Source organism: Oscillibacter sp. KLE 1728, from assembly GCF_934833455.1.
GTDB lineage: Bacteria > Bacillota > Clostridia > Oscillospirales > Oscillospiraceae > Oscillibacter > Oscillibacter welbionis.
In genome coordinates, this window is the sequence record NZ_CAKVVF010000007.1 from 1 (window position 1) to 25,929 (window position 25,929).

Consider the following 25,929-nt stretch of genomic DNA (forward strand, 5'->3'; position numbering starts at 1 on the left):
ACATCACTCCGGTGCCCGGCGGCGTGGGGCCCATGACCCGGGCCATGCTGATGCGCAATATCCTCACCGCAGCCCGGAACCACCAGGCGGAGAAGTGAACAGACGAAATGAGCGCTGCGGCCAAAAGCCGCGGCGCTCTTGATTTGTATGGGGAGAAGCTACCGTTCCTCCCGGAAATACGCCAGACCCAGGCTGGCGGGGGGCTGATTCTCCTTCTTGTTCCGCAGGGAGACAAAAATCAGCACCGCGATGGTCACGAGATACGGCAGCATGTTGAAGAGGTACGTGTCCCGCCGGCCCAGGCCGGGGATGATGAGGTACACCCAGAACAGCAGGCCGAACAGGTAGGAGCCCCAGATAGCGTTGACTGTCCGCCAGGTGGCGAAGATCACCAGCGCCACGGCCAACCAGCCCAGGGACTCGATGGTGCCGTCGTTGGCCCAGGTGCCCTTGATGTAGTCCATGGTGTAGTACAGGCCGCCGAGACCGGAGACACCGGCGCCCACGCAGGTGGCCAGGTACTTGTTGCGGGAGACGTTGATGCCCGCCGCATCGGCCGTGGCAGGATTCTCACCCACGGACCGCAGGTTCAGGCCCGGCCGGGTGCGGTTGAGGAACAGCTGCAGCACCACGGCCAGCACAATGGCCAGATATACCATGAAGCCATAGCTGAACAGCAGCCGCCCAGGAAGCCCCAGGTCCGACAGGCCGGGGATGGTGGCCCGGTACACGGCGCTGGTGGCGGCTACGGAGATCTGGCCCACGCCGCCGGCCATGGAGTTCAGGGTGCCGCCAAAGAAGTTGGCCACACCGCCGCCGAAGATGGTCAGCGTCAGACCGGTGACGTTCTGGTTGGCCCGGAGGGTGATGGTCAGGAAACTGTACAGCAGACCGCCCAGGGCGGAGGCGGCGAACGCCGCCAGCAGAGAGATCACCAGACACACGAAACCGGAGGGATCGGGATTGTTGAACTCATAGAAGAAGGAGGCCGCCAGTCCCGCAATACCGCCCAGATACATGATCCCGGGGACGCCCAGGTTCAGGTTGCCGGATTTCTCTGTCAGGATCTCGCCCATGGCGCCGAACAGAATGACGGTGCCGAACTGGATAGCAGACTGAATCAGCTGAACAATTTGGTCGACGCTCATTTGGCCCCCTCCTTTCCGCCCCGCAGGATGATGCGGTAGTTGATGAAAAATTCGCTGCCCAGAATGAAGAACAGGATGATGCCCGTAATGATATTGGAGGCGTAGTCATTCAGGTTGAACTGGGAGGCGATCTGAATGGCGCCCTTCTGCAGAAACACCAGCAGGAAGGAGATCAGGATCATCACAAAGGTGTTGAACTGAGCCAGCCAGGCCACGATGATGGCGGTGAAGCCACGTCCGCCGGCGGTGGAGGTGGAGATGGTGTGGCTGGCGCCGGCCACGGCGATGAAGCCTGCCAGACCGCAGATGGCGCCGGAGATAGCCATGGTGCGGATGGTGACCTTCTTCACGTTGATGCCGGCGTACCGGGCGGTGTTCTCACTGTCGCCCACCACGGAGATCTCATATCCCTGCTTGGAATATTTCAGGTACAGGAACATCCCCACCGTCAGCAGCAGCACCAGGACAACGTTCAGGCCGTATTCCTGGCCGAACAGCTCCGGGAACCAGCCGTCCTTGGTCCGCTGGTTGATGACGCCCACGGTATTGGAGCCCACGGGATTTTCCCACAGGGCCACAAAGTAGCTGGTGAGCTGGATGGCCACGTAGTTCATCATCAGGGTGAACAGCGTTTCATTGGTGTTCCACACAGCCTTGAAGGTGGCGGGCACCATGCCCCACGCCGCACCAGCCAGCAGGCTGACCACCGCCATGATGACCAGCAGCAGGGGGGTGGAGATATCGCCGCCGAAGGCCCGCATAAACCCGGCGGTGACGATGCCGCCGATGAGGATCTGTCCCTCGGCGCCGATGTTCCAGAAGCGCATCTTGAAGGCGGGGGCCAGCCCCACGCCGATGCACAGCAGCATCATGGCGTCCCGGACAGTAACCCAGCTGCGCCGGGGGGTGCCGAAGGCGCCGTCAAAGATGCCCTCGTACACCTGGAAGGGGTTCAGCTTGGTGACGGCGAAGATGAAGATGCCGCTCACGACCAGGGACAGCAGCACCGCGATGATCCGGATGGCCCATGCCTTGGGGCGGGCGATGCCGTCCCGCTTGGCGATGCGGAGCAGAGGCTCCCTGTGGGTCTTACCCTGTGTCATGCCTCCTTCGCCTCCTTTACAAAGCGGGTCATCAGCAGGCCCACTTCCTCTTTGGTGGTGGTGCGGCCGTCCACAATACCGCTGACCTGGCCGCCGCAGAGCACCAGGATCCGGTCGCACAGCTCCAGCAGCACGTCCAGGTCCTCGCCCACATAGATGACGGCCACGCCTTTCAGCTTCTGCGCCGTCAGCAGGTTGTAGATGGTGTAGGAGGTGTTGATGTCCAGGCCCCGCACCGCGTAGGCGGTCATCAGCACCGAGGGATTCTGGGCGATCTCACGTCCCACCAGCACCTTCTGCACGTTGCCGCCGGAGAGCCGGCGGACCGGCGTGTTGATGCTGGGGGTCAGCACATCCAGTTCCTCCTTCACCCGCTCCGCCAGCTGGCGGGGCGGCTTGCGGTCCAGCAGGGGTCCCCGGCCGGAACGGTAGGTCTTGAGCATCATGTTGTCCGCCATGCCCATGGAACCCACCAGTCCCATGCCTAGCCGGTCCTCCGGCACAAAGGCCATGGACACGCCGATGTCGTGGATCTGCCGGGGATTCTTGCCCAGCAGCTCCTCACCGCCCTTGTCCACCGGCACATGCTGACCGGCGATGGGTTCGTCGGGGGCGGGGGGATGATAGATGACGTGGGACCCGGGCTGGGTAACCCGCAGGCCGGCGATGGCCTCCAGCAGTTCCTTCTGGCCGCTGCCGGAGATGCCGGCAATGCCCAGAATCTCCCCGCCGTAGGCGTCGAAGGAGACATGGTCCAGAGCCTTGATGCTGTCGGGAGTCAGGACCGTCAGATCCTTCACCTCCAGCCGCAGGTTGCGGTCCTCCACCAGGGGACGGTCGATGTTCAGCGTTACCGCATGGCCCACCATCATGTCCGTCAGCTTCTGGGGAGAAGTGTCGCAGGTGGCCACGTCCCCGATATAGCGGCCCTTGCGGAGCACCGCCACCCGGTCGGACACGTCCATGACCTCGTGGAGCTTGTGGGTGATGATGACCAGGGCCTTGCCGTCTGCCTTCATATTCCGCATGACATCGAAGAGCCGGTCCGTCTCCTGGGGGGTCAGCACGGCGGTGGGCTCATCCAGGATCAGGATGTCTGCGCCCCGGTAGAGGACCTTGATGATCTCCACCGTCTGCTTCTCCGACACGGACATGTCGTAGATCTTCTTGTTGGGATCAATGGAAAAACCATATTTCTCACTGATCTCCAGGATTTTGGCGGAGGCGGCCTTCAGATCCAGCTTGCGCTCTCCGTCCAGCCCCAGGACGATGTTTTCCGCTGCGGAGAACACGTCCACCAGCTTGAAGTGCTGGTGGATCATGCCGATGCCGCAGGCAAAGGCGTCCTTGGGGGAGGCAATGGTGGTGGGCTCGCCGTTCACCAGGATCTTCCCTTCGTCCGGGAAGTAGATGCCGGCCAGCATATTCATCAGCGTGGTCTTGCCGCTGCCGTTCTCCCCCAGCAGGGAGAGGATTTCGCCCCGCCTGATCTCCAGGGAGATATCGTCGTTGGCAACCACCTTGCCGAACCGCTTTGTGATGTGCCGCAGTTCAATGGCAGTGGTATGTTCCAAACAGATCATCCTTTCTTTTAGTGTCGGTTCCGCGCCATGGCCGCAGGCACATGCCTGCGGCGCGGGCCTCCGGAGGGAAAAGAAAAGGGAAAAAAGACCCCGGCGGCCGATGCCGCGGAGGGGATGGAGCGATTTGAGAGAAAGGGGCTGCCAAAGGGCAGCCCCTTTCGTTGGATATTTAGTTGTTGTTCAGCTCAGTGATGCCGTCGATCCGCAGGGAGAAGTACGGAGCGGAGCGCAGCACGGACTCCTGGAAGGCGCCGTCCACGATGGCCTCGCCGGTGTCGTTGACAAAGTCGCCGTCGCTGTCCAGACCGAACGCAGATGTCACATGACCGTCGGCGTCCACCTGATAGGACCCGTCGGCAGCGGGCTGGCAGGTGAACTTGGAGGTGTCGAACACCTTCAGGCTGCCGTCCTTGATGCTGGACCAAGCGGCGTCCACGGCCTCCTGGGTGCCCTCGGCGCACTCAGGCCCCAGCTTGGAGATCATCACAGCGTCCTCACTGATGCCCACGGCATAGTCCACGGGCACTTCCTCGCCGGCGATGAACTTCTCCAGGGTGTCCCGGTACAGGACGGACCAGTTGTTCTGGGAAGAGGTCAGAGCGGCGGTGGGCGCCACTTCCAGCATATCAATGTTGTAGCCCACAGAGTAGACCACAGAGCCGGCATCCTTCTGCGCCTGGACGGCGGAGGGGGCACCGGTGGAGTCGGCGTGCTGGCCGATGATGACGCAGCCGCGGGCCATCAAGGCATTGGCGGCCTCGCCCTCAGCCACGGGATCATACCAGGAGTTGGTGTACTGGACCTCCATGTAGGCCTCGGGAACCTGGGTCTGGATGCCCAGCAGGAAAGCGGTGTAGCCACAAACCACCTCGGCATAGGGATAGGCACCCACATAGCCCACCTTGGGATCGGTGACGGTGCCGGCGTCCATCAGCTCTTTCAGCTTCATGCCGGCCACCACGCCGGAGACGTAGCGGGACTCATATGTATAGGGGAACAGGTTCTTGTAGTTGTCCAGACCGGAGGTGGCGGCCATGTCGCCGGTGCAGGAGACGAAGGTAACGTCGGGATAATCCTCGGCGGCATCCAGCATGTAGCTCTGGTGGCCATAGGAGTCAGAGAAGATGATATTGCAGCCCTCTTCCGCCAGATCCACGGCGGCGTCATAGCAGTTTTCATCCTCCGCGATGTTGTAGCGGAAAATAACCTGAGAATTGGCATCAATACCTAACTCTTCACAGGCGGCAGTCAGGCCCTCGATATGGGCCGCGTCATAACCGGAGTTGATGTCGTGGACGCAGATCAAACCGATCTTGACATCCGCGGCGCTGCCGCTGGATTCCTCATTGGCGGCGGGGTCTTCGGCGGGGCTGCCGGTGCTCTCCTCGTCGGAGCCGCCGCAGGCCGCCAGGCTGAGCGCCATGACCAGCGTCAGCAGCAGTGCAAGGAACTTCTTCATTCTACTTTCCTCCTTAAAATAAAATTGGGTGGATCACTGCAAGGGACAAAGCGGGGTGTTTCCCCTCTCTATTGCCATCATACAGGGTCAAACGGAAAAATTCAACCGGATTTTTACTTTTTTTAGGCGGATAGACCAAAAAAATACCGACCTAAATAGGTCGACCTTTGGCAGTGTGCACAATAATAAGACGAAAAAGACAAACAAGGAGAGCGTTTTTTTCGCTCTCCTTGTAGAAAATTGACAGATTGACCTTTTTTGGATCTTACATGGAGACGGCGGTGCCGGTTTTTCCGGCGATGCCGTCCTTGGCCTTCTCCAGCAGGGTGATGAGGGCTGTGCGGCCGGGCTTGGACGCGGCGAACTTCACGGCAGCCTGGACCTTGGGCAGCATGGAGCCGGGGGCGAACTGGCCTTCCGCCTCGTACTGCCGGGCCTCCTCCGGCGTCAGGTGATCCAGCCACTTCTGATCCGGCTTGCCGAAGTTGATGGCCACCTTCTCCACGGCGGTGAGGATGATGAGGGCGTCCGCGTCCAGGCTCTCCGCCAGCAGCTCGGAGGCGAAATCCTTGTCGATGACGGCGCCTGCGCCCTTCAGGTGGTTGCCCTCCGTCCGGTAGACGGGGATACCGCCTCCGCCGCAGCCAATGACTACCTGGCCCGCCTCCATCAGCGTACGGATGGTCTCGATCTCCACAATGGCTTTGGGTTTGGGAGAGGCCACGCAGCGGCGCCAGCCCCGGCCTGCGTCCTCCATGACGCAGTTGCCCCGGCGGCGCATCTCCTCCGCCTCCTCCTCAGTCATAAAGGTACCGATGGGCTTGGAGGGATTCTGGAAAGCCGGATCCGCCGGGTCTACCTCCACCTGGGTGAGGACGGTGGCCACGGGCTTTTGGATGCCGCGGTTCAGCAGTTCCTCCCGCAGGGAGTTCTGCAGGTCATAGCCGATATACCCCTGGCTCATGGCAGTGCAGACGGACATGGGGGCGATGGGATGGCTGTGATCCTCCCGGGAGAGGGTGGTCATGGCGATGTTGATCATGCCTACCTGGGGGCCGTTGCCGTGGGCCACCACCACCTGATGGCCCTCCTGAATCAGGTCCACGATGGCCTTGGCGGTGTGCTTCACAGCGACCATCTGCTCCGGCAGGTTGTTGCCCAGGGCGTTGCCGCCCAAGGCGATAACGATACGTTTGCCCATAGTTGGTGTATCCCTTCTTCACAAATGATAGTGGTCGAACCTATCAGATAGTTTTGGCGGGAACGCCCGCGCTATTCCCGCCAAAACTTGAAATTTTTAGAACGATCAGAACAGCTTCCGCTTGCTGCCCTGGTCCAGGGCCATCAGCGCGGAGACCGGGTCCTTCACTTTGCTCATCAGGATCATGGCCGCGATGATGTAGGGCTTGTAGCTGGCCTCCTTGTACAGGGGCACCAGGTACCGGTCGAACACGGAGTTGTCCACCTCGCCCTCCGGGCAGCTGAGGCCGGTGATATCGGCGGGCAGGCAGTGCAGGTACAGGGCCTTGCCGTTCTTCGTCCGCTTCATCATCTCTTCGGAGCAGGTCCAGTCCTTGTGCTGGGCGTTCTGGGCCAGCAGCTGCTTCTCCAGAGCGTCGATGCCCGCCTGGTCACCGGCCTGATACAGCTTGGTCCGCTGTTCCATGGCGGCAAAGGGCGCCCAGCTCTTGGGATAGACGATATCCGCGCCGTCGAAGGCCTCCTCCATGGTGGAGACCTTCTTGTAGGAGCCGCCGGTGGCCGCCGCGTTCTTCTTGGCGATCTCCTCCACCTCGGGCATCACATCATAGCCCTCGGGATGGGCCAGCACCACGTCCATGCCGAACCGGGTCATCAGGCCGATGACGCCCTGAGGCACGGACAGGGGCTTGCCGTAGCTGGGGGAGTAAGCCCAGGTCATGGCGATCTTCTTGCCCTTCAGGTTCTCCACACCGCCGAACTCATGGATGATGTGCAGCATGTCCGCCATGCACTGGGTGGGGTGGTCCACGTCGCACTGCAGGTTCACCAGGGTGGGCTGCTGTTCCAGAATGCCGTCCCGGTAGCCCTCCTTCACGGCATCCATGAAGGTCTTCTGGTACTTGTGGCCCTCGCCGATGAACATGTCGTCCCGGATACCGATGACGTCGGCCATGAAGGAGACCATGTTGGCGGTCTCGCGGACGGTCTCGCCGTGGGCGATCTGGCTCTTCTTCTCGTCCAGGTCCTGGACGGTCAGACCCAGCAGGTTGCAGGCGGAGGCGAAGGAGAACCGGGTGCGGGTGGAGTTGTCCCGGAAGATGGAGATGCCCAGGCCGGAGTCAAAGATCCGGGTGGACTTGTTCCGCTCCCGCAGGTCCCGCAGGGCGTCGGCCACGGTGAAGATGGCCTCCAGCTCCTCGTCGGTCTTGTCCCAGGTCCAGTAGAAGTCGGACTTGTACATGTTGTTGATGTGCAGCTTTTCCAGATGCTTGGCCAGCTCGATGGTCTTGGACATATTCAGCACTCCTTGTAATATGTGAAATTGTAGATGTATGGCGGCTCCGCCGCAGCGAAAGGAAAAACCAGGAAAAGGGTCTAGGGAAAAACCCAGGTTTTTCCCAGTTGATTTGCCTCCGGCAAATCAAGCAAATCGAATCATTTTCGCCGCGGCGTGTACGTGGCGAAAATGCCTTGACCCAGCCCCCCTTCGAAGCTCACCGGATATCGTTATCCGTGAGGCTCTGCCGGAACTCGGTGACGTCAGCGGTCTTGTTCTCGGGCTTGTACAGGCCGGGTACTGCGGCGTACAGGGCGGCACAGGTCACCAGATCCTGCTTCCAGGTGATCTCATTGGGGGCATGGGCCTGGGACTCGGCGCCGGGGCCAAAGCCCACGCAGGGGATGCCATATCGGCCCTGGATGGACACGCAGTTGGTGGAGAAGGTCCACTTGTCGGTGAGGGGACGGCCCTCCCGCAGGTGCATGGCGTCCCGCTTCTGGTCCGCGTCGGCATGGCCGATGCGCTTGTCGCCCCACAGGGCATGGTGAGCGTCCACCAGCGCCTGGACATGGGCGGCGCTCTCCTTGTTGATCCAGGTGGGGAAGAAGCACTCCGTCTCATAGACCTCGCCGGTCCAGGCGGGCCGGTCATACATGTACATGCTGACCTTCACATCGTCTCCGTACTTCTGGACGGCGGGCAGCTGCCGGATCTCCTCCAGGCAGGAGTCCCAGGTCTCGCCGGCGGTCATGCGCCGGTCGATGGAGATGGCGCAGCTGTCCGCCACAGCGCAGCGGGAGGGAGAGGTGTAGAAGATCTGGCTGACGGTGCAGGTGCCCCGGCCCAGGAACTGGGCGTCCTCGTAGTGCTCCGGATTGAATTCCGGATTCAGCATCTTCACCAGGCCCTTCACCCGGTTGGAGGGGCCGTCGCCGCTCTCGTTCAGGGCCCGGACATCCTGGAGGATGTCGGCCATCTTGTAGATGGCGTTGTCGCCCCGCTCCGGCGCGCTGCCGTGGCAGCTGACGCCCTTGACGTCCACCCGGATCTCCATGCGGCCCCGGTGGCCCCGGTAGATGCCGCCGTCGGTGGGTTCGGTAGACACCACGAACTCGATCTTGCTGCGGGCGTCCTCCTGACCCTGGAAGTCCTTGTTGACGATGTACTGCCAGCACATGCCGTCGCAGTCCTCTTCCTGGACGGAACCCACCACCATGATCTTGTAGCCGGCGGGGATCAGGCCCAGATCCTTCATGATCTTGGCGCCGTACACGGCGGAGGCCATGCCGCCCTCCTGATCGCTGCCGCCCCGGCCGAAGATGACGGCGTCGTCCTCATAGCCCTGATAGGGGTCGGCCTCCCAGTTGTTGATGTTGCCGATGCCCACGGTGTCGATGTGGGAGTCGAAGGCGATGATCTTGTCGCCGTCGCCCATCCAGCCGATGACGTTGCCCAGGCCGTCGATCTCCACCTTGTCATAGCCCAGCTTCTCCATCTCCGCCTTGATGCAGTGGACAACCTCCTTCTCCTCACAGCTCTCGCTGGGGTGAGAGATCATCTCTCGCAGGAACCGGGTCATGTCGGCCTGATAGCCTTGGGCCGCCGCTTTGATCGCTTCAAAATCCATATCGCTGACCTCCATATCAATGTTTGGAATCCCGTCATTTCCACATCACGGATTGGCTTACCTATCCCTATCATAGCATAAGAAAACAGGATGTCAAACAAAAAATGAGAAAACCTAAAAATTTTTTTGAATCTCCGGTGCGGAATGCGCCGTCCGGCCGAAATGATTGCAAAACCAAAGGGCTTGTGATATATAATGGTAGAGTAAAAAGAACAGCAGATTTGGGATGGGGAGAGCTTATGCCGATACCGGAAAACGTGGAAAACCTGCGGAGAGTTTCCGCAAAGAGCAGCATTTATCAAGTGGTATGCAGCTGGATCATCACGGGTGTGCTGAAGCCGGGAGAAAAGATCGTTGATTCCGAGCTTGCGAAGCGATTCAATGTCAGCCGGACCCCGGTGCGGGAGGCCATTCAGATCCTGGAGGGACAGAAGCTCGTCTATGTGGTGCCGGGCCGGGCTACGGTGGTGGCGGATATTGACCCTGCGGATATTGAAAAATGCTACCGAACGCTGGCGGAGCTGCAGGGTCTGGCGGCAGAGCTGGCCTGCGGCAGCCTCACGGACCGGGAACTGGAGCAGCTGGAGCGGATTCACGCCGCCTTTGTGGATGCCTGTGGCCGTAATGACGGCACCGATGCGATCACGCAGGACAGCCTCTTCCATGACGCGATTGTCCGCGGGGCACACAACGAGTATGTGGAGGAATTTTCCCACACCATGATCCTCCATATCCAGCGGATCAAATACCATTATTTCCACTGTGACCGGCTGCGAAAGATTTCCGTTTCCCAGCATGGGGAAATCCTTCAGACCATCCAGGCCCGGGACAGCGCCCGCGCGAAGGAGCTGATGCGGAGCCACTGGCTCTGCTCCATGGAAAACAGCCTGCGGGATGTTGCGGGCATGATCCATGGAGTCGGCGGGGAATCCGGACAGGATGTTCTGACAAAGTAAAGATGGGAAGGGAGAGCAAGAGAGAGGACGCGGAGAGAATCCGGGTCCTCTCGATGTTTTCTGGGCGAATTCCATAAAATTGTATCCGGCCTCTGGTACGTTCCGTAGAAATCCTTTGGAGAGGCCGGGCTTTCGTTGACTTCCACAAGAGTGCGGTTCATAATGAATATGCGATATATTACATATTGCATATAAAGTATGACAGAGGTTGAGAAAGGAGCAGAGACATGGACAGAGACCAGCGGCTGATTGCGTTTTGCCAACAGGCTGTTCGAATCCCCAGTCCCTCCGGGCAGGAACGGGAAGTGGCCCAGCTGATGAAGCGCAAGATGGAAGAGTATGGTTTCGACGAGGTGCTCATCGACAGGTACGGCAGCGTACTGGGCCGGATGCGGGGCCGCCGACCGGGAAAGACCATCCTTCTGGATGGGCACATTGACAATGTGGATGTGATCGACGCCGACGAGTGGACCCATGACCCCTTTGGCGGCGAAATCGACCAGGGGCGGATTTACGGCCGGGGCACATCGGATATGAAGGGTAGCGTGACGGCCATGATCTCTGCGGTTGCCCACTTTGCCGAGGACAGCGGCCGCGACTTTGCCGGAGAGATTTGCGTGTCCTGCACCGTTCATGAGGAGTGTTTTGAGGGGGTCTCCTCCCGGGAGATTACCCGGCTGGCGAAGCCGGACTTTGTCATCATTGGCGAAGCGACGTCCACCACTGTCAAGATCGGCCAGAGAGGGCGCGCGGAGGTGGTTGTGGAAACAGAGGGGGTGAGCTGCCATTCCTCGAATCCGGACAAGGGCGTTAATGCGGTCTACCACATGATGGCTGTGATCGAGGAGATCCGCCGGATCATCCCCAACGAGCACCCCATTCTGGGAAAAGGGATTCTGGAGCTGACAGACATCATCTCGTCCCCATATCCGGGCGCCTCGGTGGTCCCGGCCCTCTGCCGGGCCACCTTCGACCGGCGGACCCTGACAGGGGAGAACGAGGCCGTGATTCTCGGCCAGGTGGAGGAGGCAATCGCCCGCGCCAGGGAAAAGATCCCCGGCTTGAAGGCGCGGACCTATCTGGCAGAGGGGAAGGAGGTCTGCTGGACCGGGGAGGCCATCGCCGCGAAGCGGTATTTCCCGGCGTGGCTCATTGATGAGGACAATGAATATGTGCAGAAGGCGCTGGCCGGTCTGAAGAAAGCGGGAATCGAGGCGCCGATCTCTCACTTCTCTTTCTGCACAAACGGCAGCCACTTCTGTGGCGAGGCCGGGATTCCCTGCATCGGCTACGGCCCCTCTTTGGAGAGCCTGGCCCATGTGCGGGATGAATACATTGAAATTGAGCAGCTGACAAAGGCATGCAGAGGCTTCGCCAGCATCCTCCGGGAGCTGACACAGTAGAGCGCGGACTAGAAATCACGAATTTAAAAGGAATGGTTATAGCATTGGAGTAAATCTGATTATTATTGATAAGGAGAATGGACCGTATGGAACAGATTTTGAAATCAATCTCCAGCTTTCTGTGGGGTGCTCCAGTCCTGATCCTCCTGGCCGCCGTTGGGCTGCTGTTTGGATGTAAGACAAAATTTTTCCAGTTTCGCAAGTTCGGCTATATTTTAAAGAATACTGCCGGCGAGATGTTTAAAAAAGGCGGTGGCGCAAAAGGGAAGGAAGGAACGCTGACGCCGCTGCAGGCGGTGAGCTCCGCGCTGGCCGGCTGCGTAGGAACGGCGAACATCGCAGGCGTGGCCACCGCCATGGTGGTGGGCGGCCCCGGCGCCGTGTTCTGGATGTGGGTCGTCGCCCTGCTGGGAATGCTGACGAAATGCGTTGAGGTTACGCTGGGCCAGTACTACCGTGTCAAGGGAGAGGACGGCGTTTATTATGGCGGCCCCATGTACTACATTGAGCGGGGAATGGGCAGAAAGTGGAAACCCCTGGCCGTCATTTTCTCTGTCACTATCATTTTGGGCGGCCTGGGAACCGCTGCGTTCGCCCAGCCCTATACCATGTCCACCGCTGTGCAGAACAGCCTGGGAATTCCCGCATGGATTACCACCGTGGCGGCGGCCGTCATCTGCGGCGTGGTTCTGCTGGGCGGCGTCAAGTCCATCGGCGGCTTCTGCGAGAAGCTGACCCCCGCCATGTGCCTCATCTATGTGGTGGGAGTGCTGGGCGTGATCATCATAAATCTGGAACATGTGCCCGCCGCCTTTGCGGCGATTTTCCGCTATGCGTTTGCACCCATGCCCGCTGTGGGCGGTTTGGCGGGCTCCACAGTTGCGCTGGCGCTGCGGCAGGGCGCCGCCCGCGGGACCTTCTCCAACGAAGCGGGCTGCGGCTCATCGCCCATCACCCATGCGACCGCCATCACCGATCACCCCTTTAAGGAGGGGATGTACGGCTGCTTTGAGGTATTTGTGGATACGCTGGTGGTATGCACGATGACAGCCCTCGGAATTCTCTGCGCGGGCCCTGAAATCTGGCAGTCCGGCCTGGAGGCGGAGGCGCTGACCATGGCCGCCTTTTCCACAGCGTACGGCAGCACGGTCGGCAAGCTCCTGGTCACCATTCCTCTGGCGTTGTTCGCATTCTCCACTATGGTGGGGTGGGAGATCAATTATGAATCCGCGTTCTTCTATTTGTTTCCCAAGGGAAAGCAGTCCAAGGTGTTCAAGTACGCCATCCGCATCCTGTGGCTGGTTCCCGGTTTCCTGGCTCTGGGGAAGACGCCCCAGGTGATTTGGACCATTGTGGATATTGTCTCGGGCTTCTGGTGCATCCCCAACGCCATCGCACTGCTGGCCCTGTCCGGTGTGTTCATGAGGATTTACCGGGATTATGAGAGCAAATACATCAGCAAGACCAAGCCGGTCTCCCAGCCCCTTGAGTATGTCGGGAAGGATTGACTGTCGGGCGGCGCTTGGGCGTTGACAGGCCGCTTCCAAGCGCAGAAAGCTGTGGACAGAGCATCAGGCGGCATCCGCAAACGACGTGGATGCCGCCTGATTTTTGGGACCGGCGGAGATCAAACACTTTTTTCGCAGACCTAAAAAAATATTTGCTAAAACATTGCAATCTCGGCTGGATGCTGGTATGATGCAGATATGAATATCGCTCTGGAAAGTGAGAAGGTGATCCCCTTGGAGAGCAACCGGCTGGAGATGCTCAAGCAGATTGCAGATGCCTTGGCGGCCCAGTTCGGGCCAAACTGTGAGGTTGTGATTCACGATTTGTCCGCGCAGAATGCGGAACACCCCATTGTCTATATTGTCAACGGCCATGTCACAGGCCGCAAGGTGGGGGACGGGGCCTCCTATGTCGTGGTGGAGCAGCTGACCACCAATGACCCGGCGCCTCGGGACCATTTGGCCTACCTGACCCGGACGCCGGACGGCAAGATCCTCAAATCCTCCACAGTCTATATCCGTAACAGCAAGGGCAAGGTCTCCGCCATTCTGGCCATCAACTACGACATCTCCAAGCTGCTGATGGTGGAGAGCGCGGTCCACGATCTGATCTCCACCGGCGAACCCCAGCAGGAGGAACCGGAGAAAATCGTCAACGTCAATGATCTGTTGGAGGAGCTGATCCAGCAGTCGGTGTCCCTGGTGGGCAAGCCCGTGGCCCTGATGAACAAGGAGGACAAGGTGCGGGCCATCCGCTTCCTGAATCAGAACGGCGCGTTTTTGGTGACCAAGTCCGGCGACAAGATCGCCAAGTATTTCGGCATCTCCAAGTACACTTTGTATTCCTATATCGACACAAAACAACAGGAGGGCAAGTAAGTATGATTGATCTGACCATCAACAAGACGGGCCTGGAGCACAATCTCCGCAAGGCGAAGGAAAATCGCATCATCATCCCCACCATCGCCCAGATGCAGCACCCGGAGACCATCCCGGAGAAGATCCGGGAGCGGCTGAAGACCGTGGGCCTCTGGGATGTGGATCCCCTGAACCTGTTCCGCATCACCTGGAAGAATGAGGCCAAGGAGAGCGGCGGACTGTTCCAGGCGGTGCCCAACTACATCGAGCTTCCCCCGGCGCTCACCGGCGTCCCCTGCCGGATCGTGGCCATGGTGGGCAAGTGGTTCCCCACCGGCTGCCACAAGGTGGGCGCCTCCTTCGGCTGCCTGGCCCCCCGTCTGGTGACCGGCCAGTTCGACGTGAACAGGCACAAGGCCGTGTGGCCCTCCACCGGCAACTACTGCCGCGGCGGCGCCTTCAACTCCCGGCTGCTGGGCGCCCAGGGCGTGGCCATCCTGCCGGCGGAGATGAGCCAGGAGCGGTTTGACTGGCTCCATGAGATCGGCGCCGAGGTCATCGCCACCCCCGGTTGCGAGTCCAACGTGAAGGAGATCTTCGACAAGACCAACGAGCTGAAGCAGGATCCCCAGTACATGATCTTCAACCAGTTCGAGGAGATGGGCAACCCCCTGTGGCACTACAATGTCACCGGCAACGCCCTGGCGGATGTGTACGAGGCCATCAAGCGCCCCGGTGACCGGTTCGCCGGCGCGGCTTTCACCTCCGGCTCCGCCGGTACCATGAGCGCCGGTGATCTGCTGAAGGAAAAGTATCCCCATCTGAAGCTGGCGGTGGGCGAGGCCCTCCAGTGCCCTACCATTCTGGAAAACGGCTTCGGCGGCCACCGGATCGAGGGCATCGGCGATAAGCACATCCCCTGGATCCACAACGTGAAGAACACCGACATGGTCATCGACATCGACGATGAGGACAGCCAGCGGCTGCTGCGCCTGTTCAACACCCCTGAGGGCCAGGCGTATTTGAAGAACGAGCTGCACCTGGACGACGAGCTGATCGAGAAGCTCACCTGGCTGGGCATCTCCGGCATCGCCAACGTGCTGTGCTGCATCAAGATGGCGAAATACTATGAGTTCACCGAGCGGGATGTGGTGGGCACCGTCCTCACCGACTCCGCCGTCATGTACGGCAGCCGCATCCAGGAGCTGAACGACCAGTATGGCGCCTACAATGCCCATGAGGCGGCCATGGACCATGCACTCCACATGCTGGGGCTGAAGCTGGACAACATGCAGGAGCTGACCTATGCGGACCGCAAGCGGGTCCACAACCTGAAGTATTACACCTGGGTGGAGCAGCAGGGCAAGACCGTGGAGGAGCTGAACGCTCTGTGGTACGACACGGAGGGCACCTGGGACACCGTCCACGCGCAGGCCAAGGACCTGGACGACCTGATCAACGCTTTCAACGAGGCCACCGGGCTGCTGAAAGACCTGTAAAACGCCGCAGGGCGGGGCAACCGCCCCGCCCTGCTTATTTATGTCTCCTCCGCGCGGATATAGGCATCCTCAGCCTCCTGCTGAATGCGGACCAGAATATCCCAGGCCCGGCTGGTCTCCTGCTGGTCCAGGGCCTTCAGAGCGTCGGCGATGCCGTTGAACAAAATCGTATAATATTGGGGGAAATTTTCGCGTTCCATATCCGCCACCTCCATAATATGTATTATATTGCACTATAAATTGTAATGCAATATGCAATATTATAAACGTGCGCATAACGCAATACGATTCGTCATATAAAAATATGGCGAGGTGTGCTATGCGGAAATTCAAAATTCCTAAACCAGAATCAACAACGAACAAAACGATTCGTTTCCCCAACAGCGTTATTGACGCGGTAGAGGAGGCGATTCGTGGAACAGAATGTACGTTTTCCGCCTTTGTGATCGAAGCTACCCGGGTGGCTCTTGAGAATCTTCTGGAGGAGGAAACGTCAAAAGAGGAGTAACGCTATGAAACACGTTCTGTACGGCAAATGCGTCAAGTGCGGCAAGACCTACGACGCTGTGCCGGATCTGACCAACTGCGAATGCGGCGGCATTCTGGACATCGTCTACGATTATGACTACATCAGGACCCGGCTGACGAAGGAAAAGCTGGCGGCCCGACAGGACCATACCATGTGGCGCTACCGGGAGCTGCTGCCTGTGGAGGAGGACACGCCCAACACCCCCCTGCGGGTGGGCTGGAGTCCCCTGTACGAGGAGCCCCGCCTGGCGGAGCAGCTGGGCCTGAAGCGCCTGTGGGTAAAGGACGACGGCCAGAACCCCACCGCCAGTCTGAAGGACCGGGCCAGCGCCATGGCGGTGGCCAAGGCCCGGGAGGCGGGGGCGAAGGTGATCGCCTGCTCCTCCACCGGCAATGCCGCCAGCTCTCTCGCGGGCAACGCCGCGGCGGCAGGCCTCAAGACCTACATCTTCGTCCCCTCCCGGGCTCCCAAGGGCAAGGTGGCCCAGCTGATGACCTTTGGCGCCACCGTCATCTCCGTCCAGGGCAGCTATGAGGAGACCTTTGAACTGTCCAAGCAAGCCATTGACCGCTGGGGCTGGTACAACCGCAACGCCGCCATCAACCCCTACCTCTCCGAGGGCAAGAAGACCGTGGCCCTGGAGATCATGGAGCAGCTCTCCTGGCAGGTGCCGGACTATATCGCCATCAGCGTCGGCGACGGCTGCACCATCGCCGGCCTCTGGAAGGGCCTGAAAGACCTGTATGCCATTGGCTTCATTGACCGCCTGCCCCGGCTGATCTCCGCCCAGGCGGAGGGCTGCTGCCCCATCAACCGGGCCATTGCGGAGAACAAGCCCTGGGAGCCCATGGAGGAGAACACCCTGGCGGACTCCATCGCCGTGGGCGTGCCCCGGAATGCGGACAAGGCCCTGACGGCGATCCGGGAGTCGGACGGCATCGTGGTGAATGTCTCCGACCAGGAGATCATGGCCGCCCAGCAGCTGCTGGGCCGGACCTGCGGCGTGTTCGGAGAGCCCGCCGGCGTCACTGGCGCCGCCGGCGTGAAGAAGCTCTGCGAGCAGGGCGTCATCGGCAAGGATGACACGGTGGTCAGTGTGGTCACCGGCAACGGCCTCAAGGACGTGGCCAACGCCATTAAGGCCGCGGGAGAACCCATCTCCATCCCTTCCGACATGGACCGCCTGCTGGCGGCCTTTGCGGAAAAGGGCATCACTGTGGAATAAGCGGCAAGGGGCCGGCGGTCTCCCGCCGGCCCTTTTTCTCGAAAAATTTTCTGATCCGCGCAACGATTCTCTCCCGTTTTCCGATGATATAGGTGAAAGCAGCTTTCATAAAGAGAGGGACTACCGTAGCGGATACGGAGAGGAAGCGGGGCGTTCCTCCGGGAAGGGCCTGCTGGGCCCGGTCAGCAGGCGGCACAGAGCCTTCTTGACTTTTCCCGCGCAGATTATATAATAATGTACGGTGCCTCCCGGGCACCATCCACCTGAGGGAATGAGAAAGAGGAGGCACCTGATATGACGTATCCCATGACCGTGGCGGGCCTGCGCCGGGACCTGCCCATCTGCAAAGTGACGGATGACCTGTACATCGGCGCGTTTATCGTGTTCGGCGATGCGGAGCTGACTGTGGCCTGCGCCCGGGAGCTTTTGAAGCTGGTCCGGGCGGAGGACTATGACTACATGCTGACGGCGGAGGCCAAGAGCATCCCCCTGATTCATGAGATGGCCCGCCAGTCCGGTGCGAAGAAGTATTTCATCGCACGAAAGGGTCCCAAGGCATATATGCCGGATCCTATCCACGTGGAAGACACCTCCATCACCACCGCGGGAACCCAGCGGCTGTATCTGGGCCGGGACGATGCGGAGCTGATCCGGGGCAAGCGGATCCTGCTGATGGACGATGTGATCTCCACCGGCGGTTCCCTTCACGCCATGGAACAGCTGGTGGCCCTGGCGGGCGGCACCGTCACCGGCCGAGTGGCCGTCCTGGCGGAGGGTGAGGCCGCAGAGCGCAGTGACATCAAGTTTCTGGAAAAGCTGCCGGTGTTCCATGCAGACGGTACTGTAAAAGACTGAAGTGAAGAGAGACCGGGCGCGCCGCTGACTCGCGGCGCGCCTTTTTCCGCATACGCTTGCAAAATCCTGGAAGAATGGTAGAATAAAGGCACAATGAAAACGAAGCATGTGGTCTATTGACTTCCGCACGTCAACGCGCCGGCGGCAGTGCTCTGCACCGCCGCCGTCACCGGCCGGGTGCCCTCCAGGTGCCGCTGTGGTTTCTGTTCAGCCTGCCTATGCTGTACCACATCGTGGTGGAGGACCGGCAGAAAGTGGGCTGGCCTGTCCATGACTGGCTGCCGGAGGCCAGCGCCTTGTGCTGTATGGAGGTACTGCCGTACTGTTCGCTGGCTATGCGGCGCCGGTATCCGGCGGAGGGGGGGGGGAGTGCGTCCGCCGCTTTGGGGACCGGGACGACGGCCACCTGCTTCGGAGCCTGTCCTGCATCTTCGCTGTGTCGCCCTATCTGATGAAGACCCGGAACATCGCCCAGAACTATATCCGGGACGCAGTGGAGATCGCCCGAGCAGAACAGGATATCACACAGAAGCGGGCGGCGGGGATGGAGCACTTCGGCCTGCTGCACGTGCGGCTGGCGGTCTATGTGCGAACGGACCTGTGCCCGGGACCGGGAGATCGAGGTCAACATGACCGTCAAAAAGGAGATGTCCCCGGACACGGTCATCAAGCTCCGGTTCGACCCATCGGACACGGCGGACGTGGTCTATCAGCGGTTCAATGCCAAAGTCCAGGAGGTAAAGAACGTCTTGGAGGACACCTCCTTCGGCGCGCTGGCCGGCGCGTTCCATCTGGTGCCGGGTCTGCTGCTGAAATTCTTGGTGTGGGCCCTGCAGGTCAGCGACTACTTCGGCTGCCTGCCCAGCTCCATCACCCATCTCTCGCACTTCCACGGGTCGCTGTACATTACCTCCATGGCCTCACTGGGGATTCCGCCCATCTTCCATCACCTGTACGATTTCGGCAATGTGCCGGTATTCTGGTCTTTCGGCCGGAAGCGGCAGGCGTTTGAGTACCAGTGGGACGGCACGGTGGCCCGGCGGAGGTAGGTGGACGGCTGCTTCGTCACGGACGAGTGGATTGTGGACGGATTCTATTTCGCGGTCGCCATGCACAGTTTTCAGAATCTGATCCACGGTCCCTGGCAGCTGGACGAGCCGCCGGAGGAGGCCGTGCAGGATCAGCCCTGATATAGAGAGGAGGTCGTTTATGACGGACCACACCGTACCGCCCATCGGAATGCGGATGGTCAAAACCGCGGCGGCAGTGCTGATCTGCCTGCTGGTGTCCATGGCCGTGGACCGGGAGGATATGCGCATCTATTCCTCCATCGCGGCGCTGCTGTGCGTTCAGCCCTATGCGGAAGATACGAAGCGCATGGCCATCCAGCGGATTGTGGGCACAGCCATCGGCTCTGTGTTCGGCATCGCCACGCTGCTGCTGGAGATGGCCCTGGATATCCAGGGGACTTTGGTGGGCTACATCGTCATCGCTGCGGTGACCGTGCCCAACCTGTGGATCGCCGTGGTGCTGAAGTCCTCCAATGCGGCGGCCCTCTCAGGCATCGTGTTCCTCAGCATCACCGTCACCCATGTGACGGATGCCAGCCCCTGGATCTTCGCCTGGTACCGGGCGTCGGAGACGCTGGTGGGCATCGCGGTGGGCATCGCCGTCAACGCCTTCCAGCTGCCCCGCCGGAAGCGGCGGGATATGCTGTTCGTCTCCGGCCTGGACGGCTTGTTGCTGACGGAGCAGGGGACGCTGACACCGTACAGCCGGGTGAGCCTGAACCGGATGCTGGACGACGGGATGCAGTTCACCCTGTCCACCATGCGCACACCCGCCTCTGTGCGGGAGGCCACCCGGGACCTGCGGCTCCGCCTGCCCGTCATCGTCATGGACGGCGCGGCGCTGTACGACATGGAGAAGAAGCGGTATCTCCATGCCTGCGTCCTGCCCAGGGAGCTGGCCCTGCGGTGCGAGGCGGTGTTCCGGGCCCAGGGCATCCACTGCTTTCTCAACGGTGTACTGGATGATAACCTGATGATCTACTACGGGGAATTCCACCACGAGACGGAGCGGGCGATCTTTGAGAAGCTGCGGACATCCCCCTACCGGAATTATGTGAGCAGAAGCTACTACAAGGATTGCCCCATTGTGTACCTCATGGGCATTGATCTGACGGAGCGGATGCAGGCGCTGTATGACGCACTGGGGGAGGCGAGCCTGTTGGAACAGGTGAAGGTGCGGTTCTACCCTGCGGCGGAGTATCCCGGATACAGCTACCTGAAGATCTATGAGCGATCCGCCTCACGTGAGGCCATGCTGGAGCGGCTGAAGCAGGATCTGGGCATGGAGCGGAGCGTGGTGCTGACGACGCAGGAGGGCTGCGGAGACGTGGTGATCCGCGGCGGCGCCAACCAGGCGGTGAAGCGGCTGGGGCGGCTGTTTGAGCCCTATCTCTGGGAGCAGAAATAACACGGACGGAGCTGCGGCTCCGTCCGTGTTTTGCATTCGGAAAGAAAACCGGAGCAGGGACTTGACAAGTGTGGAAGCCTGTGTATAATATGAAGTATCCTTCATGTAAAAGACGCTTCACGAGAAGGGACCTTCACAATTATAGAAAGGGGAGAGGGACCATGAAAAACCGTGTACGGGAGCTCCGGACCGAGGCAGGCATGACCCAGCAGCAGCTGGCGGATCTGGTCCACGTGTCCTCCCGCACCATCATCTCCCTGGAGAAGGGGCAGTACAACCCGTCCCTGCTGCTGGCGTACCGACTGGCGCTGGTGTTCCGCACCACGGTGGAGGACCTGTACTGCCTGGCGGAGAACAAGGAACAGGAGGACCGGGAAAATGAGGAATGGACATAAGGGCCGTATGGCCTGCGGAATTCTGGAACTGATGCTGGGCGTGGGGCTGATCTTGTACATCTGTCTGGCGGACCGGCAGCGGATTGGTCTGGCTGCGGTGGCCGCGGTGGTGGTGACGGCGGGACTTGGGACCTTCTGTACCGGTGCAACGGCGGTTCCGGCGAAGCGTAAGGAGGAAACTGTGCAATGAGAATTTATTACAAAAAGAAATTTTGGGCCGGCGTGGGAGCTCTGCTGCTGGGCCTGGCCCTGCCGGGCACCTGTTTGTTCGTGGGCTGGGAGCGGTTCGACCTGAAGGACGCCGTGCTGACGATGTTCATGGTCCTCAGCGGAATCAGCGGCATTCTCCGGAGCCTGGACCGGGAGAAGGCCCGGCAGGACCGGGACGAGGACCGGGACGAGCGCACCCGGTACAACACGTACCGCAGCCGGGCCCTCACGTTCCGGGTGCTGTTTTGCCTGAACTTCGTCATACTGGCCGGGTGCTTCATCGGTTGGTGGCAGTCAGGTGAACAGGAAGTCTACATCCAGACGGCTGTTCCCTGCATGGTGCTGTTTATCGTGGGCTGGATCACCCGGATCGCCAGCGATTTCTACTATGAGTTCAAGGGGTGAAAATGAGATGCGCATTTATAATAAGCGGAATTTTGCTGCCGGGATCCTCAGTCTGGCTCTGGCGGTGGCTTGCGGCGTGGTCCTGGCGGTGACGGGATTCCAGACGAAATGGCTGATCGCCCTGGTGCTCCTGCTGGCCGCTGGCGGCTTCGATCTGTGGTGGTCTCTGTCCCGGGAGTCCAGGCTCCCGCGGGTGGATGAGCGGGACCAGGCCGTCAGCCGGAAAAGCGCCTGGCTGGCCTACCGGATTGTGGCTAACGGCTGCTGGATCGTGAGTCTTGCGGCCCTGGTGGTCTATGGAATCAGCCGGATCCCGGCAGCTCTGGCGGTGACCATCACGCTGGACGCTGTGACCATCGGGGCTTTTGCCGCCCTGCTGGGGGCTGAGGTCTACTATGAAAAACGGATGTGAGGCCGCCGGCCCTCTGGAAAAGGAGAACGTATGGATCGAAGCGAAGATTTGAAACAGGTGCGGGACCTGCATCTGGTCCGGGATGAGCGGGACAGGGAGGTGGAGGCGGCCGCCGGACTCCGGGCGGGAAACGCGGTGGTGCTGGTGAGCCAGCTGCTCTCCGCCGTCTGCCTGCTCCAGGATGATCCGGCCTGGATGGCGCTGCTGTCCCTGACGCTCGTCTGGGGGGGCGTGAAGGGCTTTTGGCGATTCAGACAGGACCGGGAGAGGCTCTATTTGGTGTGGGGCCTGCTGACCTGCGCCGGAGCGGCGGCGCTGCTGGGACTCTATTTCCACCGGGCCTGGTCTGCCGGGATGTCGTTCACCAGACTGCTGGGCTACGCAGTGCTGTGCCAGGTGCTGACGGTGGCCGCCGGACTGTTATTTGTGGCGCTGCTGCTGGGTATCTTCTGGCTGGCCCACAAGCTGGGGCATATAGAGGGAGAGCGTTGGGAGCAGTATTTCCAGTCCGTCTCCACCGCCGGACTTCTGCTGCGGGTGGGTGCTGTGATGGCGGTGGCCCTGGCAGCGGTGGCGGCCCTCAGCGTTCCCCTGTTCGCCCGGTTGGGCTTTCAGGAGCCGGGACTTCTGGCCGCGCTGTTTTTTGTGGCAAGGGGCGCGTACCTGCTTAACAAATTCAGCCGCCGGCGGGACGAACTGATCCAGAAGCTCCTGAAGCTGAAACGCTGAGCTGCTTCAGCCGGGTGAAGCGGCACGGGGGCAGACTTGTACAACCTGCCGGAATCTCCCGGTGTTTGCAGGGAGAATTTTCTCCAGAGGTGCCTATTATGCGGACTGCCGTGAGATGCTATCATAAAATGGAAATCCCATCGTGGAAAAACAAATACTGAGATAGAAATAAGTCCGCTGGGCGTAGTCTATGGAGCGATAGGCTGCGCCCTCTTTTTCTGCTCAGGACAAGGAGTGTTTCGATCATCATGCCAAAAACAACTGTACAGAAAGTGATCTTCGGTCTGCTGATGTCCTTTTTCATGGTGCTGGCCATGGAGATGTACAACACAGGCCTGCGGAACGGCGGTCTTACAAACGCCGGGATCCTGAACGCCCTGCGGGAGCTGCCGCTGATGTTTGCGCTGTGCTTCCTGACCAGCACAGTTGTCGGAGAACCCCTGGCCGCCCGCCTGGCGGCACGGCTGGCAGTGCCCCGGGAGTGGCCCTTTGCCGCCGTTCTGGCCCGGTCCGCCATGACGGTGTGCGTCATGTGTCCGGCCATGAGCCTATGGGCTACGGTGATCTTCCAGCAGCCGGGGATCGAGTTGGTGCCCTCCTGGCTCCAGACGGTGGTCTGCAATTTTCCCATGGCGTTTTTCTGGCAGATCTTTTTCTGCGGTCCGCTGGTGCGGCGGCTGTTCCGGCTGCTGGTGCCCTCCGCGGCGCTTGTACCCGCCTGTGCGGAAGAGGCGGCGGAATGAGGGACATGTGCAAGCGGTCCCGGACGCTGGTACGTCCGGGACCGCTTGCCATTATCCCTCCGGGTGCGTTTTTAAATAGGTGAGGTAGCCCTCTAGAATCAGCGATGCCGCCACAGCGTCCACCACCTTTTTCCGCTTCTTGGCGTTCTTGCCGCTGCTCATCAGGATCTGGTGAGCGTCGATGGTGGTGCGCCGCTCGTCCCACAGGACCACCGGCAGGCCGGTGGTCTCCTCCAGCAGCTGCCGCATGGCCTGGGCCTTTTCCGAGCGGGGCCCGCGGGTGCCATCCATGTTGATGGGATGCCCCAGCACCAGCCGTTCCACCCCATGCTCCTTTGCCAGAAGTGCGATCTGTTCCGTCACCCGGTCTGGGCGGTAGGCGTTGATGACGGTGGTGAAGCCGGCCAGCAGGCCGGTGGGGTCGGAGATGGCGATGCCGGTGTGGGCGTCGCCGTAGTCGATGGCCATGATGCGCATGGTGGTCTCCTTTCCAGGGAAGAATAAACGCCGGTATGGCGCGTTTTGCCTGCCCACAGGATACCACATCGGGGCAGGCCGCGCAAGGCGGAAAAAACCTGACATTTTTTTCAAAAAGAGGTTGACCGGCGCCTTGACCTGTGTTACAATCATTCTTACCTGTGAAAAAGGGTTTTCTTTTCATGCGCTTTTTTCGCTTTTCAGCCATGGAGGTCTGCCCGCCAAGCTGCAGGGAGGCAATCGGGACTCTCCCGGTCCGCCGGAGAGAGAGCCCCAATAATAAGGAGGTGCCGTTAGATGCGCGTGAAGGTCACTTTGAGATGCAACGAGTGCAAGCAGAGAAACTACAACACCATGAAGAACAAGAAGAACACTCCGGACAAGCTGGAACTCAACAAGTACTGCCCCTTCTGCAAGAAGCACACGCTCCATACCGAGACTAAGTAAACGGTCACGAATGATGAGAAAGGGCGTGTAAACGTTATGGCAGAAGAAGTCAAGAAGAAAAGAAGCCGCGGTCAGTGGTTCCGCGAAATGAAAAGCGAACTGAAGAAGGTCGTCTGGCCTGACCGGAAGACCGTGATGAAAAACACCGGCACCGTGCTGCTGTGCTCCTTGGCCATCGGCGTGTGCATCTGGATCTTTGACTTTGTTATGGTCACCGCTGTCCAGATGATCCTCAGCCTGTTCGCCTGATTGAGGTAGAAACATGTCAGAGAGCGCGAAGTGGTATGTGGTGCATACCTATTCCGGCTACGAGAACGCCGTTAAGACCAGCATTGAAAAGTTCGTCACAGGCCGCGGAATGGAGGACATGATCCTGCGGATCGAGGTCCCCATGGAGACGGTGACAGAGGTCACGGACTCCGGTGCCACCAAAGAGGTGGAACGGAAGGTATTCCCCGGCTACGTGCTGATCAAGATGGTCATGACTGACGATACCTGGCATCTGGTGCGGAACGTCCGCGGCGTCACCGGCTTCGTGGGCTCCGCCAACAAAGCCATCCCCCTCACGGAGGAGGAGGTTCTGGCCATGGGCATGGAAAAGCATGAGATCGTGGTCAGATACAATGTGGGCGACCATGTGAAGATCGTGGACGGCCCACTGGCCAGCTTTACCGGCGTGGTGGAGGAGATCGAGCCCGAGAAGAATCGGGTCAGCGTGATGGTCTCCATGTTCGGCCGCGAGACTCCGGTGGAGCTGGAGCTGGACCAGGTCGAGGTCCAGGACTGATCGAATATCTGCCGGGCGCCCCAGGGCGCCGGCCCGCCGGACATTCCGGCGGAAAAGTGGGAGGGGCTGAACTGCCCCGCCAAAGACGGCCCCGTGCCGCCACCACATTCATAGATTTAGGAGGTGCTACTCCGTGGCACAGAAGATTACTGGTTATGTAAAACTGCAGATCCCCGCAGGCAAGGCGACTCCCGCTCCCCCGGTTGGCCCCGCTCTGGGCCAGCATGGCGTGAACATCGCTGCTTTCACGAAGGAATTCAACGAGCGCACCAAGAATGACATGGGTCTCATCATTCCCGTTGTCATCACCGTATACGCTGACCGTTCCTTCTCCTTCATCACCAAGACGCCCCCCGCGGCCGTCCTGATCAAGAAGGAGTGCAACATCGAGTCCGGCTCCGGCGTGCCCAACAAGACCAAGGTGGCCACCATCTCCAAGGCCTCCATCCAGAAGATTGCTGAGATCAAGATGAAGGACCTGAATGCGGCCAGCCTGGAGTCCGCCATGAGCATGATCGCCGGCACCTGCCGGTCCATGGGCGTCGTCGTCGGCGACTGAGCCCGGCTTTCACAGACCGTTTCAAACAGCGAGCGGCCCGTGGGGCCGCACC

The 25,929-nt window shown here is 60.4% G+C and carries 31 protein-coding genes and 1 pseudogene; 23 read left to right on the plus strand and 9 right to left on the minus strand.

Annotated features, from left to right (window positions below):
• Positions 1-98, plus strand: a pseudogene (locus QVE23_RS01330) (bifunctional 5,10-methylene-tetrahydrofolate dehydrogenase/5,10-methylene-tetrahydrofolate cyclohydrolase); the annotation flags it as partial.
• 60 nt (positions 99-158) lie between these two features.
• Here QVE23_RS01330 and QVE23_RS01335 read toward each other — a convergent pair.
• The 7 genes from QVE23_RS01335 to QVE23_RS01365 all read right to left on the minus strand — a co-directional run bounded on the left by QVE23_RS01335 (position 159) and on the right by QVE23_RS01365 (position 9,402).
• A complete protein-coding gene (locus QVE23_RS01335; protein ID WP_267288130.1) occupies positions 159-1,148 on the minus strand; it encodes an ABC transporter permease in 990 nt (329 codons plus the stop codon).
• A complete protein-coding gene (locus tag QVE23_RS01340; RefSeq protein WP_119310822.1) occupies positions 1,145-2,251 on the minus strand; it encodes an ABC transporter permease in 1,107 nt (368 codons plus the stop codon). Before QVE23_RS01340 ends, QVE23_RS01335 begins: the two co-directional genes overlap by 4 nt.
• Positions 2,248-3,825, minus strand: coding sequence for an ABC transporter ATP-binding protein (locus QVE23_RS01345; protein WP_333637354.1), 1,578 nt, complete (start codon positions 3,823-3,825; stop codon positions 2,248-2,250). Before QVE23_RS01345 ends, QVE23_RS01340 begins: the two co-directional genes overlap by 4 nt.
• Before the next feature lie 178 nt (positions 3,826-4,003).
• On the minus strand, positions 4,004-5,293 hold the full coding sequence (locus QVE23_RS01350) for a BMP family ABC transporter substrate-binding protein (RefSeq protein ID WP_119310824.1): 1,290 nt from the start codon (positions 5,291-5,293) through the stop codon (positions 4,004-4,006).
• A 265-nt stretch (positions 5,294-5,558) separates the two neighbouring features.
• Positions 5,559-6,494 carry a carbamate kinase gene (gene arcC, locus QVE23_RS01355; protein WP_021747881.1) on the minus strand — a complete coding sequence of 312 codons (936 nt, stop codon included), beginning with the start codon at positions 6,492-6,494 and terminating at the stop codon, positions 5,559-5,561.
• A gap of 105 nt (positions 6,495-6,599) precedes the next feature.
• The gene (gene ygeW / locus QVE23_RS01360) at positions 6,600-7,790 is read right to left on the minus strand and encodes a knotted carbamoyltransferase YgeW (RefSeq protein ID WP_021747880.1); all 1,191 of its coding nucleotides are present in this window, start codon (positions 7,788-7,790) and stop codon (positions 6,600-6,602) included.
• Between the two features lie 199 nt (positions 7,791-7,989).
• Entirely contained in the window at positions 7,990-9,402 is a 1,413-nt protein-coding gene (locus tag QVE23_RS01365) for a YgeY family selenium metabolism-linked hydrolase (RefSeq protein ID WP_036629531.1), read from the minus strand.
• Between the two features lie 239 nt (positions 9,403-9,641).
• Between QVE23_RS01365 and QVE23_RS01370 the strand changes: the two genes are divergently transcribed.
• From QVE23_RS01370 to QVE23_RS01390, 5 genes are all read left to right on the plus strand, one after another.
• Positions 9,642-10,358, plus strand: coding sequence for a GntR family transcriptional regulator (locus tag QVE23_RS01370; RefSeq protein ID WP_025543833.1), 717 nt, complete (start codon positions 9,642-9,644; stop codon positions 10,356-10,358).
• Between the two features lie 227 nt (positions 10,359-10,585).
• Positions 10,586-11,761: a YgeY family selenium metabolism-linked hydrolase gene (locus QVE23_RS01375; RefSeq protein WP_136891652.1), complete on the plus strand. Its 1,176-nt coding sequence runs from the start codon at positions 10,586-10,588 to the stop codon at positions 11,759-11,761.
• 86 nt (positions 11,762-11,847) lie between these two features.
• Positions 11,848-13,269: an alanine/glycine:cation symporter family protein gene (locus tag QVE23_RS01380; RefSeq protein ID WP_025543835.1), complete on the plus strand. Its 1,422-nt coding sequence runs from the start codon at positions 11,848-11,850 to the stop codon at positions 13,267-13,269.
• A 198-nt stretch (positions 13,270-13,467) separates the two neighbouring features.
• Complete coding sequence (locus tag QVE23_RS01385) at positions 13,468-14,148, plus strand: helix-turn-helix transcriptional regulator (RefSeq protein WP_021747874.1); 681 nt, start codon at positions 13,468-13,470, stop codon at positions 14,146-14,148.
• A gap of 2 nt (positions 14,149-14,150) precedes the next feature.
• The gene (locus QVE23_RS01390; protein WP_256264453.1) at positions 14,151-15,626 is read left to right on the plus strand and encodes a pyridoxal-phosphate dependent enzyme; all 1,476 of its coding nucleotides are present in this window, start codon (positions 14,151-14,153) and stop codon (positions 15,624-15,626) included.
• 38 nt (positions 15,627-15,664) lie between these two features.
• Here the strand turns inward: QVE23_RS01390 and QVE23_RS01395 are convergent, their stop codons facing one another.
• Positions 15,665-15,826 (minus strand): hypothetical protein, encoded by a 162-nt coding sequence (locus QVE23_RS01395; protein WP_155979266.1) that lies wholly within the window; start codon positions 15,824-15,826, stop codon positions 15,665-15,667.
• 119 nt (positions 15,827-15,945) lie between these two features.
• On the opposite strand from QVE23_RS01395, the gene QVE23_RS01400 reads away from it, so the two are divergent.
• The 13 genes from QVE23_RS01400 to QVE23_RS01460 all read left to right on the plus strand — a co-directional run bounded on the left by QVE23_RS01400 (position 15,946) and on the right by QVE23_RS01460 (position 23,607).
• Positions 15,946-16,134, plus strand: a complete 189-nt coding sequence (locus QVE23_RS01400) for a YlcI/YnfO family protein (protein WP_021752180.1) — start codon at positions 15,946-15,948, stop codon at positions 16,132-16,134.
• 4 nt (positions 16,135-16,138) lie between these two features.
• Positions 16,139-17,380 carry a threonine synthase gene (locus QVE23_RS01405; protein WP_256264454.1) on the plus strand — a complete coding sequence of 414 codons (1,242 nt, stop codon included), beginning with the start codon at positions 16,139-16,141 and terminating at the stop codon, positions 17,378-17,380.
• A 294-nt stretch (positions 17,381-17,674) separates the two neighbouring features.
• Positions 17,675-18,235 carry a phosphoribosyltransferase family protein gene (locus QVE23_RS01410; RefSeq protein ID WP_025543837.1) on the plus strand — a complete coding sequence of 187 codons (561 nt, stop codon included), beginning with the start codon at positions 17,675-17,677 and terminating at the stop codon, positions 18,233-18,235.
• Between the two features lie 188 nt (positions 18,236-18,423).
• A complete protein-coding gene (locus QVE23_RS01415; RefSeq protein ID WP_287967458.1) occupies positions 18,424-18,687 on the plus strand; it encodes a hypothetical protein in 264 nt (87 codons plus the stop codon).
• Positions 18,688-18,819: 132 nt separating this feature from the next.
• Entirely contained in the window at positions 18,820-19,284 is a 465-nt protein-coding gene (locus QVE23_RS01420; protein ID WP_273482314.1) for a hypothetical protein, read from the plus strand.
• The gene (locus QVE23_RS01425; RefSeq protein WP_021747865.1) at positions 19,285-19,425 is read left to right on the plus strand and encodes a hypothetical protein; all 141 of its coding nucleotides are present in this window, start codon (positions 19,285-19,287) and stop codon (positions 19,423-19,425) included. It abuts the gene before it with no gap.
• A gap of 19 nt (positions 19,426-19,444) precedes the next feature.
• Complete coding sequence (locus QVE23_RS01430; protein ID WP_273482313.1) at positions 19,445-20,713, plus strand: HAD hydrolase family protein; 1,269 nt, start codon at positions 19,445-19,447, stop codon at positions 20,711-20,713.
• A 161-nt stretch (positions 20,714-20,874) separates the two neighbouring features.
• Positions 20,875-21,108: a helix-turn-helix transcriptional regulator gene (locus tag QVE23_RS01435; RefSeq protein WP_025543840.1), complete on the plus strand. Its 234-nt coding sequence runs from the start codon at positions 20,875-20,877 to the stop codon at positions 21,106-21,108.
• The gene (locus QVE23_RS01440; RefSeq protein ID WP_147629877.1) at positions 21,092-21,298 is read left to right on the plus strand and encodes a hypothetical protein; all 207 of its coding nucleotides are present in this window, start codon (positions 21,092-21,094) and stop codon (positions 21,296-21,298) included. Before QVE23_RS01435 ends, QVE23_RS01440 begins: the two co-directional genes overlap by 17 nt.
• Positions 21,295-21,723 (plus strand): hypothetical protein, encoded by a 429-nt coding sequence (locus QVE23_RS01445; RefSeq protein WP_287967459.1) that lies wholly within the window; start codon positions 21,295-21,297, stop codon positions 21,721-21,723. The genes QVE23_RS01440 and QVE23_RS01445 overlap by 4 nt, the downstream gene beginning before the upstream one ends.
• Before the next feature lie 7 nt (positions 21,724-21,730).
• The gene (locus QVE23_RS01450; RefSeq protein WP_021747860.1) at positions 21,731-22,135 is read left to right on the plus strand and encodes a DUF2178 domain-containing protein; all 405 of its coding nucleotides are present in this window, start codon (positions 21,731-21,733) and stop codon (positions 22,133-22,135) included.
• Positions 22,136-22,165: 30 nt separating this feature from the next.
• Positions 22,166-22,864, plus strand: a complete 699-nt coding sequence (locus QVE23_RS01455) for a DUF6442 family protein (RefSeq protein WP_287226329.1) — start codon at positions 22,166-22,168, stop codon at positions 22,862-22,864.
• Positions 22,865-23,112: 248 nt separating this feature from the next.
• A complete protein-coding gene (locus QVE23_RS01460) occupies positions 23,113-23,607 on the plus strand; it encodes a DUF2798 domain-containing protein (protein ID WP_136891658.1) in 495 nt (164 codons plus the stop codon).
• A 51-nt stretch (positions 23,608-23,658) separates the two neighbouring features.
• On the opposite strand, the gene ruvX is transcribed toward QVE23_RS01460, so the two are convergent.
• The gene (gene ruvX / locus QVE23_RS01465) at positions 23,659-24,084 is read right to left on the minus strand and encodes a Holliday junction resolvase RuvX (protein ID WP_287967461.1); all 426 of its coding nucleotides are present in this window, start codon (positions 24,082-24,084) and stop codon (positions 23,659-23,661) included.
• A 297-nt stretch (positions 24,085-24,381) separates the two neighbouring features.
• Here ruvX and rpmG point away from each other — a divergent pair, with 297 nt between their 5' ends.
• From rpmG to rplK, 4 genes are all read left to right on the plus strand, one after another.
• Positions 24,382-24,531, plus strand: coding sequence for a 50S ribosomal protein L33 (gene rpmG, locus QVE23_RS01470; protein ID WP_021747855.1), 150 nt, complete (start codon positions 24,382-24,384; stop codon positions 24,529-24,531).
• A 36-nt stretch (positions 24,532-24,567) separates the two neighbouring features.
• Positions 24,568-24,780 (plus strand): preprotein translocase subunit SecE, encoded by a 213-nt coding sequence (gene secE, locus QVE23_RS01475; RefSeq protein WP_021747854.1) that lies wholly within the window; start codon positions 24,568-24,570, stop codon positions 24,778-24,780.
• Positions 24,781-24,793: 13 nt separating this feature from the next.
• The gene (gene nusG / locus QVE23_RS01480) at positions 24,794-25,318 is read left to right on the plus strand and encodes a transcription termination/antitermination protein NusG (RefSeq protein WP_021747853.1); all 525 of its coding nucleotides are present in this window, start codon (positions 24,794-24,796) and stop codon (positions 25,316-25,318) included.
• A 133-nt stretch (positions 25,319-25,451) separates the two neighbouring features.
• Complete coding sequence (gene rplK / locus QVE23_RS01485) at positions 25,452-25,877, plus strand: 50S ribosomal protein L11 (protein ID WP_287967463.1); 426 nt, start codon at positions 25,452-25,454, stop codon at positions 25,875-25,877.
• Positions 25,878-25,929: the final 52 nt, after the last annotated feature.

Excerpts from the sequence above, each read along its gene's own strand:
- QVE23_RS01335 (WP_267288130.1), bottom strand. The coding sequence starts at position 1,148 with ATGAGCGTCGACCAAATTGTTCAGCTGATTCAGTCTGCTATCCAGTTC.
- QVE23_RS01340 (WP_119310822.1), bottom strand. The coding sequence starts at position 2,251 with ATGACACAGGGTAAGACCCACAGGGAGCCTCTGCTCCGCATCGCCAAG.
- QVE23_RS01350 (WP_119310824.1), bottom strand. The coding sequence starts at position 5,293 with ATGAAGAAGTTCCTTGCACTGCTGCTGACGCTGGTCATGGCGCTCAGC.
- arcC (WP_021747881.1), bottom strand. The coding sequence starts at position 6,494 with ATGGGCAAACGTATCGTTATCGCCTTGGGCGGCAACGCCCTGGGCAAC.
- ygeW (WP_021747880.1), bottom strand. The coding sequence starts at position 7,790 with ATGTCCAAGACCATCGAGCTGGCCAAGCATCTGGAAAAGCTGCACATC.
- QVE23_RS01365 (WP_036629531.1), bottom strand. The coding sequence starts at position 9,402 with ATGGATTTTGAAGCGATCAAAGCGGCGGCCCAAGGCTATCAGGCCGAC.
- QVE23_RS01370 (WP_025543833.1), top strand. The coding sequence starts at position 9,642 with ATGCCGATACCGGAAAACGTGGAAAACCTGCGGAGAGTTTCCGCAAAG.
- QVE23_RS01375 (WP_136891652.1), top strand. The coding sequence starts at position 10,586 with ATGGACAGAGACCAGCGGCTGATTGCGTTTTGCCAACAGGCTGTTCGA.
- QVE23_RS01380 (WP_025543835.1), top strand. The coding sequence starts at position 11,848 with ATGGAACAGATTTTGAAATCAATCTCCAGCTTTCTGTGGGGTGCTCCA.
- QVE23_RS01385 (WP_021747874.1), top strand. The coding sequence starts at position 13,468 with ATGAATATCGCTCTGGAAAGTGAGAAGGTGATCCCCTTGGAGAGCAAC.
- QVE23_RS01390 (WP_256264453.1), top strand. The coding sequence starts at position 14,151 with ATGATTGATCTGACCATCAACAAGACGGGCCTGGAGCACAATCTCCGC.
- QVE23_RS01395 (WP_155979266.1), bottom strand. The coding sequence starts at position 15,826 with ATGGAACGCGAAAATTTCCCCCAATATTATACGATTTTGTTCAACGGC.
- QVE23_RS01400 (WP_021752180.1), top strand. The coding sequence starts at position 15,946 with ATGCGGAAATTCAAAATTCCTAAACCAGAATCAACAACGAACAAAACG.
- QVE23_RS01405 (WP_256264454.1), top strand. The coding sequence starts at position 16,139 with ATGAAACACGTTCTGTACGGCAAATGCGTCAAGTGCGGCAAGACCTAC.
- QVE23_RS01410 (WP_025543837.1), top strand. The coding sequence starts at position 17,675 with ATGACGTATCCCATGACCGTGGCGGGCCTGCGCCGGGACCTGCCCATC.
- QVE23_RS01420 (WP_273482314.1), top strand. The coding sequence starts at position 18,820 with ATGTGCGAACGGACCTGTGCCCGGGACCGGGAGATCGAGGTCAACATG.
- QVE23_RS01430 (WP_273482313.1), top strand. The coding sequence starts at position 19,445 with ATGACGGACCACACCGTACCGCCCATCGGAATGCGGATGGTCAAAACC.
- QVE23_RS01435 (WP_025543840.1), top strand. The coding sequence starts at position 20,875 with ATGAAAAACCGTGTACGGGAGCTCCGGACCGAGGCAGGCATGACCCAG.
- QVE23_RS01440 (WP_147629877.1), top strand. The coding sequence starts at position 21,092 with ATGAGGAATGGACATAAGGGCCGTATGGCCTGCGGAATTCTGGAACTG.
- QVE23_RS01445 (WP_287967459.1), top strand. The coding sequence starts at position 21,295 with ATGAGAATTTATTACAAAAAGAAATTTTGGGCCGGCGTGGGAGCTCTG.
- QVE23_RS01450 (WP_021747860.1), top strand. The coding sequence starts at position 21,731 with ATGCGCATTTATAATAAGCGGAATTTTGCTGCCGGGATCCTCAGTCTG.
- QVE23_RS01455 (WP_287226329.1), top strand. The coding sequence starts at position 22,166 with ATGGATCGAAGCGAAGATTTGAAACAGGTGCGGGACCTGCATCTGGTC.
- QVE23_RS01460 (WP_136891658.1), top strand. The coding sequence starts at position 23,113 with ATGCCAAAAACAACTGTACAGAAAGTGATCTTCGGTCTGCTGATGTCC.
- ruvX (WP_287967461.1), bottom strand. The coding sequence starts at position 24,084 with ATGCGCATCATGGCCATCGACTACGGCGACGCCCACACCGGCATCGCC.
- rpmG (WP_021747855.1), top strand. The coding sequence starts at position 24,382 with ATGCGCGTGAAGGTCACTTTGAGATGCAACGAGTGCAAGCAGAGAAAC.
- secE (WP_021747854.1), top strand. The coding sequence starts at position 24,568 with ATGGCAGAAGAAGTCAAGAAGAAAAGAAGCCGCGGTCAGTGGTTCCGC.
- nusG (WP_021747853.1), top strand. The coding sequence starts at position 24,794 with ATGTCAGAGAGCGCGAAGTGGTATGTGGTGCATACCTATTCCGGCTAC.